The sequence below is a fragment of the Streptomyces sp. NPDC030995 genome, assembly GCF_055571215.1.
This window is the reverse complement of record NZ_JBVIFS010000033.1, coordinates 47,760-59,081: the sequence shown is the minus strand read 5'-3', so window position 1 is coordinate 59,081 and position 11,322 is coordinate 47,760. Positions and strand designations below refer to the sequence as shown.

The following is an 11,322-nucleotide window of genomic DNA, read 5'->3' as shown; positions in this document are numbered from 1 at the left end:
CTTCTTCTACAGCAAGGACACGCGGGCGGCCGCATCGGGCGAGCTCGATGACAGTGGTGACTTCGTCAGCTTGAGGGACTTTCCGGCTGGACAGTTTGGGGACTGGACCCACATCGTGCCCGCCCGCCGCAGGCTCTTCTTCTACAGCAAGGACACGCGGGCGGCCGCATCGGGCGAGCTCGATGACAGTGGTGACTTCGTCAGCTTGAGGGACTTTCCGGCTGGACAGTTCGGGGACTGGACCCACATCGGTGTGACCCAGGAGGGAACTCCCTAACCTCGATCTTTCGTGACGGTCCGCCAGTTCATTGGCGGACCGTTTCGGTTTATTCGGCGGGCTGTGGGCACGCCGATGTCCCGGCTGTCATATCGGGTGGGTGCCGGGGTCCACAGGGCGAGTTCCTCCGCACCCGCCGCTCCCTCCTGCACCTCGAAAACGTTGCCCTCTGACGGACTTCGGAGGCCAGCGCCGGGACGCAGGCCTGCGATGCCGCGAGGAGATCGCGCAGCTCGCCGGAGTGAGCGTCGACTACTACACCCGTATGCTCCAGCGGTTGCTGGACGATCTGGTGGACATACCGGCGGTAGTGATGGGCGCCGACGCATGGACATACTGGCCTGGAACGCGGCAGCGGTCGCACTCTTCGGCGACTACGCGGCCATGGACCAGCTGAGCGCAACATCGCCCGAATCACGTTCCTCGACGAGACGTCCCGGGAACTGTATGCCGACTGGACCTCCTGCGCCCGCGGGAACGTGGCCTACCTCCACCTGGACGCAGGACGGCACCCCGAGGACCCTCCATTGGCGAGCCTGATCGGCGAACTGTCGATGAAGGGTGAGGACTTCCGTCGCTGGTGGGCCCAGCACCCAGTGCAGGAGAAGACCTTGGCTTTATTCACGGGTTGTGGGTTCTGGCACAGATCTTGGGGAGTCGTCGCGGAGCGTTACCCCGTTGTTCGATTGCGAGGAGACGGGTTCGCGTGAGACGGCGTACGCCTTGTCGTCCAGCTCTCAGAATTGACGCTCCCTCAGGTCCCTGCCGGTCGCTGCTGCGGTCGGTTGTGGCCGGTGATGGTGCTGGTCATGCGGACCGATGCACCGTTCTGGGACTCGCTGGTGTTCGAGGGGATCGACGATGTGGATGTCGAGGCGGTTACGGCCGCGTTCGGCACGGTCGAGGTGGTGGCGAGAGGCCGCGCTGCCGGTTCTGCATGTCCGGATTGCGGCTGCTTCTCGGACCGAGTACACGACCGATACCAGCGCCGGCTGAAGGACCTTCCGCTCGCTGAGCAGGAATTTGTGATCCGGCTGACGGTCCGGCGCTTGATCTGCGGGTCGGCGGACTGCCCGCGTCGGACGTTCGCCGAGCCGTTCTCGCGGCTGGCCGTCCCGCATGCACGGTTCACCACGCGGCTCAACCACGCCCTGGAGCGAGTGGGGCTCGCGCTGGCCGGGCGGGCAGGCGCCCGGCTGGCGGCCCAGCTGGGCTTCGGTGCGGGACGGATGACCTTGTTACGCAGGGTCATGGCACTGCCCGATCCACAGTTCAGTACTCCGCATGTGCTGGGCGTGGACGACTTTGCGATCCGTCGCGGCCAGACCTACTCCACCGTCTTGACCAGCGTCGAAGACCATCGCGTGGTCGATGTGCTCCCCACCCGCGAGGCCGGGCCACTGGCCGCCTGGCTGATCCGCCACCCCGGCGTGGAGATCATCTGCCGGGACCGGGCGGGCGCATACGCCGAGGGCGCCCGCCGCGGTGCCCCCGACGCTCTGCAGGTCGCCGACCGCTTTCATCTGTGGCAGGGCCTCGGCCGGGCCGTGGAGACCTGCGTCGCCGCCCATCGCGACTGCCTGCGCAACCCATCGCCCAGCGGCATGGTGCCTGAGGCCACCCTGGGTTCCGGTCGGCCGCAGGACGACGCAGCGCCCGTCGGCCGACGGGCCGAGCGGAAGAAGGCCGCGCACGCCCTGGTCCACGAACTCCTTGCTCAAGGTCACTCACGCCGGGCGATCGCCCGGCACCTGGGCTGGGGCCTCAACACTGTGCTCCGGTACGCGAATGCCACACGCTGGCAGGACACCATCCGCGAGAACCGGCCCCGATCCAGCAGGCTGGACCCCTACAAGCCCGACCTGGAGCGGCGATTCGCCGAGGGATGCACCAGCGCCACCCACCTCCACAGGGAACTCGTTGCCGACAACGCGCCCGTCACCTACCAGATGGTCCGCTCCCACATCGCCACCCTCCGTGGGGCTCCAGCCGGCGCGCTGCCCCGGCCCCCCACGGTGCGCCAGGTGACTGGCTGGCTCACCCGACACCCCGCCGCGCGGAGGCGACTGCGCCGGCCTGAAGGATGTCCTGGCACGCTGCCCCGAACTGAACACAACCGCCGGGCATGTCCGCGACTTCGGCGAGATACTCAGCAGTCGCCTCGGCGTCAGGCTCCCTGCCTGGATCGACGCCGTCGATGCCAGCCAGCTACCCGGCCTCACCGGCTTCGCACTCCACCTGCTCCGGGACCTCGACGCGGTGACAGCCGGGCTCACCCTGCACTGGAACTCCGGCAGCATCGAGGGAGCCGTGAACCGCATCAAGAAGATCAAGAGACAGCTCTACGGCCGAGCCGGATTCGAACTTCTCCGCAAAATGATCCTGCTCCAATAGACCCCGCGACGATTGCCCAAGCTCTGGGCAAGAACCGAGAATTGACGGCACCGCATGTCCGCTGGCGGTCGCCAGCGTGTCGCGGCGCTGTGTCAACGGTTGGCGACAGCCAAGCTGACCACGTAGTGCTCCTCGATCATCCGGTTCGGGAAGACCTCGGCCAGCAGGTCGCGCTCCTTGGCGATAAAGGTGTTCGTCGCTTCCTTGCCGAGGACGAGGAAGTCGGAGTAGCTGGCGAGGTTGGCGAGATGCATGTCGAGAGGAACGCTCCGGGTCCACGGCACGTGCCGGTGGACGAAGCCGAGGTCGGGCGGCAGTCCGCGGAACCGGGCCATGGGGTCGTGAGGGCTGTCGTCGGCACCGAAAAGGCGGCGTAAGCGTGCGTCCTGGTCGGCGATCCAGGGAACGGTGCTGTCTGAGTCGTTCCACCAGAGGGCGAGTGCACCACCGGTGCGCAGGACTCGGAGCGCTTCTGGGACGGATTTGCGCTGGTCGGTCCAGTGCCAGGCTTGTGCGTATGTGAGGACGTCGATGGAGGCGGAGGCCAGCGGCAGGTTGTTGCCGTCCCCGATCACAAGGGGGACTTCGGGCAGGCTGAGACGGAACTCCGAGGCCATCCCGGGACCGGGCTCGACAGCGATGACGTCCGCACCGCGGGCCTGGAGAAGTTTCGTCGCCAGTCCGGTGCCGGCCCCGACGTCGGCGATGCGGGTGCCCGCCAAGGGGAAGCCGGTGAGTTCCTCGACCGCGTCGAGCAATTCGGACGGGTATGAAGGACGGTTCGCAGCGTAGCTGGCGGCAGCCGCGTCGAACGAGCGGGCCTGTGAAGTGATGGTCATACGAACATTGTTGACGGCTCTAGATACTTGGCACCGTATTTTTATGCTTTTCCTCCCACAACAGGTAGCCATGCGTCGGTCAAAATGACCAGCACCATCACCGTCCACAGCCGACCACGACAGCTCCGAGCCAGGACCTGACGGAGCATCGCTGCTGGCTGCCAGACGGAGGCGTACGGGGTCTCGCGCGACCCAGGCCCTCATATTCGAACATCAAAGTGACGCTCCGTAACGGCTCCCCAAGATCTGTGCCAGAACCGAGTTTTGAAGTCACCAGGGTGCTTGCCAGGGCAGCATCGGGATGCTCCTGGTGAAAGGGCCTGGTCATGCCGCAGATGTCGAAGGTCGAGCTGTACGCGTCGATCCGGCGTGACCACCGCGGCGGCATGAAGATCCGGGAAATCGAGCGCAAGTACAACGTGTCGTGGCGGACGGTCCGCAAGGCTGTGGACTCGGTCTGGCCGGAGCCGAGGAAACAGCTGCCGCCGAGGCCGACCGCGTTGGACTCCTACAAGCCGGTGATCGACGGGATGCTTCACGCGGATCTGGACGCACCGCGCAAGCAGCGGCACACGATCACATGGATCTTCCACCGCCTGGTCGAGGAACATGCCGCAGACGTCTCCTACCAAATGGTCCGGCGCTACGTCTCGGACCGGAAGCCTCAGATCCTCGTCGAGTCGGGGAAGGCCCCGGTCGAGGCGTTCATCCCGCAGACCCACCAGCCGGGCATGGAGGCCGAGGTCGACTTCGGCGACGTGACCATCCGCCTCGCCGGCGAGCTTGTGACCTGCTATTTGTTCTCCTTCCGCTTGTCCTACTCCGGCAAGGCGGTCCATCGCGTCTTCGCGTCTTGTGGTCAAGAGGCCTTCTTCGAGGGGCACGTGCACGCGCTGCGGACGCTGGGCGGGGTGCCGCGGAGCAAGGTCCGCTACGACAACCTGAAAGCGGCCGTCGCCCAGGTGCTGGGGCTGAGCCGGGCGAGGGTGGAGGCCGACCGGTGGATCGCGTTCAGGTCGCACTTTGTCCATGTTCCCGTGGGTTCCCGCAGCCTCCCGACTGCGTCCACGACCTCGATGACTGCGTGATCTGGGGCTTCCGGTCTCGTGGACACGATCGGGTGATTGCTGCTCGTTTCTCAGAAATCCTGAAGTCTCCTCAGCTGTCATGGCGGAGTCGCTGGATAGCTGAAGGGGAGGAACGGGATGGCACTGGCCGTCGTGCGCGATCTGCGGCCGGAGCTCCGGCTGGAGACTTCCGAGGAGGTCGCGGCCTTCGAGCAGGATCTGCTGGCTGAGTTCGTCCTCGCGAGGGCCTCTGCCGGGGTCCTCGACGACACCATCCGCGGTGACGTCGGACCCGTCCTTGGCCTGCGGGAGTGGTTCGGCCGGCCTCTGTGGGAGATGGAGGCCCACGACCTCGATCGGTACTTCGGGCGGCACCGTCGCCACTCAGCCTCTGGCACCAAGGTCCGCCAGGCCGCGGCCTTCGCCGTGTTCTTCGAGTTCCTCGAACTACGACACAAGGCCGGCATCCACGCGGCCACCGGCTTCGTCGTCGAGTCCCCGCTGGATGAGATGAACCGTCCTCGAGGTGGCACCTCCGCGAGGCTGCGGATCCCGCCGCCGGAAGCGGAAGTCACCGCGCTCTTCGGCGGCTGGCGGTCCGACATGGAAGAGGCACGCAAGTACGCTCCGGCCGCCCGGAACTACACCGCCTCGCGGCTGGCCAGCCTCATCGGTCCGCGGATCTCGGAACTGTGCCTGCTGCGGATCGGCGACGTTCGCTGGGACTTGGGGCGGTTCGGCAAGGTCCTCCTCAAGGGCAAAGGAAGTCAGGGACGCGGCAAGAAGGAACGGCTTGTCCCGCTCATCAACGGCTCCCGTGACCTGCTGGAATGGTGGGTCACTGGGCCGCGGTGGGAGTTCGACGACAAGGTCAACGACCCTCGGGCCCCGCTGTTTCCCTCGGAACGCAGATACGGCGATGGCTCCAGCAGGGCCGTGACCGACGATGCTCTGCGGACCGGGCTCGCCGAGGCGGTCACGCGACACCTGCCGCACCAGGTCGGCCAGCTCACACCGCATGTGCTGCGGCACTTCGCCGCTTCCGACCTCTACCGCAACGGCATGGACGTCGTTGCCATCCAAGAGATCCTCGGACATGAATGGCTCAACACGACCATGATCTACGTGCACGTTGAGAAGTCCCACGTCGAAGATGCCTGGATCCGAGCGGGCCAACGGGCCGCGACGCGATTCGGAGGGCCACGCCGATGAAGTGGAACCTGCGGATGGTCGCCGCACAGCGCGACATCTGGAAGGCCTCCGAGCTCCAACGGATGCTGGCGGACGCCGGATTGGTGATCTCCGCCGGCAAGATGTCCCACCTGTGGTCCGGACGGCCTCTGACCGTCCGCTTGGCTGACCTCGACATCATCTGCGAGGTGCTGGACTGCACGACCGCCGACCTCCTCGTCCCGGAGAAGACCAGTGTCCGGCAGGAGACCACGACTCTGGAGGCGGAGAAGCAGGTCGTCGGCGGCAGCCCGATCACCCACCAGCACCGACCGGGTCGCTCGGGGCCGCCGCTATGAGCACGCCCGTCCGGCGATCACGACCCTGGTCCACCCGTAGCTGCCGGGACTGCTTTGGGTGGGGCTGGATCGACCGTCCTCGCTGCAAAGCGTGCTGGGGCTTCACCTCGAAAGCCACCAGCCGCCACTGCGACGTCTGCACACGCGAGGTCGCCGCGATAGACGGGATCTGCCGCCTCTGCCGCCGCCAGGCCAGTCTGATCGCCGGCCCGGACAACAAGACCCGCGTCGACCTGACAGTAGCCGCCCGCACAGGACACCAGCTCTTCATCATCGGCACCCTGCGACCGCGCGGCGGGCCCCAGCCTCAGCCTCTTCCGTCGGCACCGTGGTCACCGCGGCCGCACTGTGTCCCGCCACGTTGGACGGAGCGGTTGCTGTTCGAGATGCCGCGCGAACTTCGCGGAGTCAGCAGCAAGTCCCCATCGCTCGACCCTCAACTGTTCGCGTCCTTGAGTGCCCGGGCCGCCCGGATCGCGGAGCTGCGCGGCTGGCCGCCCCGCACTCTCGGCTCAGTGCGACGCGGCATCCGGATTCTCTGCGCGGTTCACCGGCCAGGTGAGCGGATCCGGGCCTCAACCATCAGCCAGCTCACCCACACGGCAGTGCCGGCCAACCACGTCCAGGAGGTGTTCGAGGAACTCGACGTCTTCCTCGACGACCGGCCCGACTCGCTCGACGTCTGGTGCGAGGAACACCTGTCCTTCCTTGCCTCAGATGTCCGCGCTGAGCTGGACGTCTGGATCGCCATCCTGCGGCACGGGACCACGCGTCGCAGGCCACGTGCCCGAGCAACGGTCATCACGAATCTGAGAGGCATCCTGCCGTTCCTGACCGAGTACGCCGGTACGTACACAACCCTGCGGCAGGTCACACGGGACGACATCACCAGCTGGCTGGCCGACCGGCCCCATCGTGCCTACGACGCCAGCGCCTTGCGGTCGCTGTTCGGCACCCTCAAGGCTGAGCGGCTGGTCTTCGCCAACCCGATGCGAGGCATCAAGGGCGGCAAGCCGGTGATCAAGATCCCCGCGTCCCTTACTGCGGACGAGGTGAAGTCCGTGGCTCGCGCTGCATCGCAGGATCCGGCCCTTCGGGTCGTCGTGGCCTTGTCCGGCATCCATGCACTGCCCGCCCGCCAGATCCGCGCGATGCTGCTGGAGCAGGTGGACCTACCCGGACGCCGGCTTGATCCCGGAGGCCTGAACCGTCCGCTGGACGACTACACCGCCGAGGCGATCGGCGACTACCTCGCCTATCGCCACCGCCGCTGGCCGAACAGCACCAACCCACACCTGCTAGTCAGCCGGAACACAGCCACCACGACAACGGCGGTGGGCACGTTCTGGATGGACAGGCTGGTCAAGGACCTGCCCGTGGGCGTCGACCGACTACGGCAGGACCGCATTCTCGAAGAGGCCCTCGCCAACGGCGCGGACCCCCTCCACCTCGCACATGTCTTCTCTCTCAGCGCCAAGGCGAGCCTCCGCTACACCAGCGCAGTGGCCGAATCGGAAGCAGAGCAGGCACCGATCACCCACTGATGATGAACGTCCATACCCCCGCTGACGGCCGCGGCAGAAGGCCAGGACATCATGGCGGTGAAGCGCATGCGGGCAAGGGGAGCACATGACCGAGTTCATCGTCCACGACGATCCTGTCGGTCGTGCCGCCAGCAACTACATCGCCCACGCCGACCTGGCGCCGTTTGGACTCGACGGACAGATGGAACAGCTCTGGCTCAAGCCGCTCAACGACGGCACGTTCGCCATCGCCTGCATACCCTTCTGCACCTACGGTCTCGCACTCGGAGACTACGTAGCCCTCTCAGCTGATGACCAGGTCACGGAGGTCGTGGGACTCTCCCGGCACCGTGTCCTGCGGATGCTTCTCATGCCCAGCCCGGACCCGGCGCGGCTACCCCAGGCAATCGCCCGCATCAAGAACGCGATCAAGGAAGCCGGTCTCCTGAGCGAGTGGCACGGCGACCGCCACGTCGCAGTCGACGTCCCACCGCAGGCGAACCCCTCGCACCTGTTCGAGGTCATGGAACGCGAGGTCACAGAGGCCGGCGCATTCTGGGAGTGGGCTGACGCCCGTCCGTTCTCCGCCTGAACCGGAACCCCGGTCCGCCACCCAGCACCTGTTTCTCCGCCGTCTGAACTGGCCTTTCTCACGAGGCATAGTCGCCTTCGGGCCCCTGAGTTCGCGCTTTGGAGCCTTCGGATTTCCTGAACTCACGGAAGATCGGGATCGAGAGCTTCTACTGCCGGCCTGGCATCGAGGGCGCCCACGAGAAGGGCGGAGTGGAGGGGCAGATCGGCTACTTCCGCCGCAACCACTTCACCCCGGTGCCCGAGGTCGATTCGCTGGCCGAGCTGAACGAACTCGTCGACCAGTGGGATCTTCACGACGGGCGACGCCGGATCGGTTCGCGGCCGCGGACCATCGACGAGTACTTCGAGACCGAACGGCCGCTGTTGATGCCGCTGCCGGAGGAGTCTTTCGAGACGGGCCGGCTGTTTACTCCGAGGGTCGACCGCTACAGCCAGATCGCGGTCCCCACGAACCGGTACTCGGTGCCGGTCCGGCTGATCGGCAAGCGGGTCCGGGTCGTGCTTCACGCTTCTCACCTGGTGGTTTACGACCGGAACGTGGAAGTGGCCAGGCATGAGCGCTTGATCGCGAAGAGCGGCTGCCGCCTGGATCTGGACCACTACCTGGAGGCTTTGATCCGTAAGCCGGGTGCTTTCCCCGGCGCGACCGCGCTCGAACAGGCTCGCTCGGCGGGCAAGTTCACCCCGGTCCATGACGCCTGGTGGGCCGCGGCGGTCAAGGCCCACGGAGACACGGCCGGGACGAGGGCGCTGATCGAGGTGCTGCTGCTGGCCCGCCACGTCTCTCACGAGCACCTCGTCGCCGGACTCGCGATGGCCCTGCGGGCCGGAGCCCTGACCGCGGATGCGGTCGCGCTGGAAGCCCGCAAGATCGCCCAGGCTGAGGACGAGCCGGCCGGGCCCGCCGGCGCGGCCACCGTGACGTTTCTGCACGAGTGGCGGCTCGCGCATCTTCCCCCGGACACCAGGCCGCTGCCCTCGGTGACCCACTACGACCAACTGCTCCGACGCCGTCGCGCCAGCGGCGGTGAACACCGCGAGGGAGAAGCACAGTGACCCTGCCCCGCCAGCGAGGATTGACCGAGCAGGCCGCCAACACGGCCATCGACACCGCCTGCCGCCTGTTGCGGCTTCCGTCGATCAGGAACGAGTTCGCCGACATCGCTGATCGGGCGATGAAGGACCAGATGACCTACCGCGGCTTCCTCGCCGAACTCCTGATGGCCGAGTGCGACGACCGGTCCCGGCGCCGTTCGGAGCGGCGGATCAAGGCGGCCGGCTTTCCCCGGGACAAGTCGTTGCGGACCTTCGACTTCGACGCGAACCCGAACATCGACGCGGCCGCCATCCACACTCTAGCCAGCTGCGATTGGATCAAGAAGAGCCAGCCGCTCTGCCTGATCGGCGACTCCGGAACCGGCAAGTCCCACATGCTGATCGCTCTGGGAACCGAGGCCGCGATGGCCGGCTACCGGGTCAAGTACGTGCTGGCGACGAAGCTCGTCAACGAACTCGTCGAGGCCGCCGACGAGAAGCAGCTGACCAAGACGATCGCCCGCTACGGCCGCGTCGACCTCCTCTGCATCGACGAGCTCGGCTACATGGAACTCGACCGGCGCGGCGCCGAACTCCTCTTCCAGGTCCTGACCGAACGCGAGGAGAAGAACAGCGTCGCCATCGCCTCGAACGAGTCGTTCGGCGGTTGGACCAAGACGTTCACCGACCCTCGCCTCTGCGCGGCCATCGTCGACCGTCTCACCTTCAACGGCACCATCATCGAGACCGGCACCGACTCCTACCGCCTCGCCAGCACACGAGCCCGAGCTGAAGCCGCGGCCAGCTGACCGGAGCCCCCTGCTGGTCCGCTTTCCAAAGGACAGTGGACCAGCCAAGCCTCATGACTTGCTTCATTCTCCGAGTGCGAACGACGCCCGTTCTTGCCACTTCGTGCCGTCGTGGACCATGAGTTCAATCGACGAGACGTGAGACGTGAACGGGAGCTTGTCGGCGAGGTCGGCCTCGATCTCCTCCAGGACGGCGTCTTCCTGGCCTTGAGCGATGGTCAGGTGCGGCACGATCTCGGCAAACCGGCCACCATACGGCGGAGCCTCAGGCCAATGATCAGCGATCGCCTCTGTGAGCTGCCGCAACTGCGTGTCGGGCTCGGGAACGAGATACAGCACTTCCGGGAGCCGTCCACAGCTCTCGAACCGGAGGTCAAAAGCCTGGTGACTGCCCAGCACGTCCGCGAGAGCGGAGTGGACGAGCGCATCTATTCGGCTCTCGTCGAGGAACGGGAAGAGCACGGTGACGTGTGCTGGGACCCCGGCCTGGGCTGAGGGGTCGAGCCGTTCACGCCACGCGCGGACGGCCGGCTCCGCCTCCGGGATCCGGACGATGAGCCCCGTCTGGCCCGCCTGAAACGCACTGGTGCTGTCATCTGTCATGACACCGCATGGTGTCACCTCTGCCGCAGACAGCACGGCTCCTTTTTCGCTGAACGATCACGTCGTGCTGCGAAGCAGGTCGACGAGCGGGGCGGCCAAGACGCTGCCGCTATTTCCCGTGAACATCCAGAGTGCCGATGATCACTGAACGCCGCCGGAACCCACGAACAAACGCTGTCGGTTGAAGTGAACGAAGCCAAGACCTCGGGAACCAAGCGATTCCACCATCCGGTGGTCGGCGATCTGGAACTGGCCTACGAGACCCTGCGCGCAGCGGACGACCCCGATCAGGCCTCGATCACGTATGCCGCCGAGCCGGGCAGCCCATCGACACGACGCCCTGCGGATGCTGCTGGCCTGGGCCACTGAGGCCCCTTCCCCCATGCCAGCCGACGACCGCGCGCGCTGACCTTCCGGGCAGTGCGGGCCTCACCGCGGGCGACCCCGCACCTGTGTCAGACACACATGGGGCAATGCCCCGAACAGTAATTATGGACAGGGTTTGAAGGAGTCCGTGGTCCACCCCGTAGGGCGGGCCGCGGCGCGAAGCGCCTTCAAAGGGGCCCGGCGCGCAGTCCCTCTCCGCCGACCGCGTACGGTGGCGACCCGCGGGGGCAGCCGAGAGACGGTGGGAAGCCGTCGAAGTGAGTCT

General features: G+C 66.6%; 13 protein-coding genes and 1 pseudogene. 12 read left to right on the top strand and 2 right to left on the bottom strand.

Features of this window, described 5'->3' with window-relative positions; translation table 11 throughout:
* The 4 genes and pseudogenes from ACZ45T_RS32695 to ACZ45T_RS32680 all read left to right on the top strand — a co-directional run.
* Positions 1–277, top strand: a 277-nt coding sequence (locus tag ACZ45T_RS32695) for a hypothetical protein (RefSeq protein WP_468447750.1), incomplete at its 5' end; no start/stop codon positions are given.
* A gap of 341 nt (positions 278–618) precedes the next feature.
* The gene (locus ACZ45T_RS32690; RefSeq protein WP_468447768.1) at positions 619–987 is read left to right on the top strand and encodes an MmyB family transcriptional regulator; all 369 of its coding nucleotides are present in this window, start codon (positions 619–621) and stop codon (positions 985–987) included.
* Positions 988–1,074: 87 nt separating this feature from the next.
* Positions 1,075–1,803: pseudogene (locus tag ACZ45T_RS32685) on the top strand (ISL3 family transposase); the annotation flags it as partial.
* A gap of 502 nt (positions 1,804–2,305) precedes the next feature.
* Positions 2,306–2,671, top strand: a complete 366-nt coding sequence (locus ACZ45T_RS32680; RefSeq protein WP_468447767.1) for a transposase — start codon at positions 2,306–2,308, stop codon at positions 2,669–2,671.
* A 92-nt stretch (positions 2,672–2,763) separates the two neighbouring features.
* Here ACZ45T_RS32680 and ACZ45T_RS32675 read toward each other — a convergent pair whose 3' ends face one another.
* Positions 2,764–3,510, bottom strand: coding sequence for a class I SAM-dependent methyltransferase (locus tag ACZ45T_RS32675; protein ID WP_468447748.1), 747 nt, complete (start codon positions 3,508–3,510; stop codon positions 2,764–2,766).
* Between the two features lie 326 nt (positions 3,511–3,836).
* On the opposite strand from ACZ45T_RS32675, the gene istA reads away from it, so the two are divergent.
* From istA to istB, 7 genes are all read left to right on the top strand, one after another.
* Complete coding sequence (gene istA, locus ACZ45T_RS32670) at positions 3,837–4,598, top strand: IS21 family transposase (protein WP_468447746.1); 762 nt, start codon at positions 3,837–3,839, stop codon at positions 4,596–4,598.
* Positions 4,599–4,715: 117 nt separating this feature from the next.
* On the top strand, positions 4,716–5,789 hold the full coding sequence (locus ACZ45T_RS32665) for a tyrosine-type recombinase/integrase (RefSeq protein WP_468447744.1): 1,074 nt from the start codon (positions 4,716–4,718) through the stop codon (positions 5,787–5,789).
* Positions 5,786–6,106, top strand: a complete 321-nt coding sequence (locus ACZ45T_RS32660) for a helix-turn-helix domain-containing protein (RefSeq protein WP_468447742.1) — start codon at positions 5,786–5,788, stop codon at positions 6,104–6,106. The genes ACZ45T_RS32665 and ACZ45T_RS32660 overlap by 4 nt, the downstream gene beginning before the upstream one ends.
* Before the next feature lie 374 nt (positions 6,107–6,480).
* Entirely contained in the window at positions 6,481–7,650 is a 1,170-nt protein-coding gene (locus tag ACZ45T_RS32655; RefSeq protein ID WP_468447740.1) for a hypothetical protein, read from the top strand.
* An 85-nt stretch (positions 7,651–7,735) separates the two neighbouring features.
* Positions 7,736–8,221: a DUF4265 domain-containing protein gene (locus tag ACZ45T_RS32650; RefSeq protein WP_468447738.1), complete on the top strand. Its 486-nt coding sequence runs from the start codon at positions 7,736–7,738 to the stop codon at positions 8,219–8,221.
* Between the two features lie 98 nt (positions 8,222–8,319).
* Positions 8,320–9,279 carry a Mu transposase domain-containing protein gene (locus ACZ45T_RS32645; RefSeq protein WP_468447736.1) on the top strand — a complete coding sequence of 320 codons (960 nt, stop codon included), beginning with the start codon at positions 8,320–8,322 and terminating at the stop codon, positions 9,277–9,279.
* Positions 9,276–10,067, top strand: a complete 792-nt coding sequence (gene istB, locus ACZ45T_RS32640; protein WP_468447734.1) for an IS21-like element helper ATPase IstB — start codon at positions 9,276–9,278, stop codon at positions 10,065–10,067. Before ACZ45T_RS32645 ends, istB begins: the two co-directional genes overlap by 4 nt.
* 63 nt (positions 10,068–10,130) lie before the next feature.
* Here istB and ACZ45T_RS32635 read toward each other — a convergent pair whose 3' ends face one another.
* Positions 10,131–10,670 carry a 2'-5' RNA ligase family protein gene (locus tag ACZ45T_RS32635; RefSeq protein ID WP_468447732.1) on the bottom strand — a complete coding sequence of 180 codons (540 nt, stop codon included), beginning with the start codon at positions 10,668–10,670 and terminating at the stop codon, positions 10,131–10,133.
* A gap of 186 nt (positions 10,671–10,856) precedes the next feature.
* Here ACZ45T_RS32635 and ACZ45T_RS32630 point away from each other — a divergent pair, with 186 nt between their 5' ends.
* Positions 10,857–11,039: an MmyB family transcriptional regulator gene (locus tag ACZ45T_RS32630; RefSeq protein WP_468447730.1), complete on the top strand. Its 183-nt coding sequence runs from the start codon at positions 10,857–10,859 to the stop codon at positions 11,037–11,039.
* Positions 11,040–11,322: the final 283 nt, after the last annotated feature.

What these genes read in the sequence shown, in the direction of transcription:
- ACZ45T_RS32635 (WP_468447732.1), bottom strand. Translation starts at nt 10,670, where the DNA reads ATGACAGATGACAGCACCAGTGCGTTTCAGGCGGGCCAGACGGGGCTC.
- ACZ45T_RS32650 (WP_468447738.1), top strand. Translation starts at nt 7,736, where the DNA reads ATGACCGAGTTCATCGTCCACGACGATCCTGTCGGTCGTGCCGCCAGC.
- ACZ45T_RS32660 (WP_468447742.1), top strand. Translation starts at nt 5,786, where the DNA reads ATGAAGTGGAACCTGCGGATGGTCGCCGCACAGCGCGACATCTGGAAG.
- istA (WP_468447746.1), top strand. Translation starts at nt 3,837, where the DNA reads ATGCCGCAGATGTCGAAGGTCGAGCTGTACGCGTCGATCCGGCGTGAC.
- ACZ45T_RS32665 (WP_468447744.1), top strand. Translation starts at nt 4,716, where the DNA reads ATGGCACTGGCCGTCGTGCGCGATCTGCGGCCGGAGCTCCGGCTGGAG.
- ACZ45T_RS32675 (WP_468447748.1), bottom strand. Translation starts at nt 3,510, where the DNA reads ATGACCATCACTTCACAGGCCCGCTCGTTCGACGCGGCTGCCGCCAGC.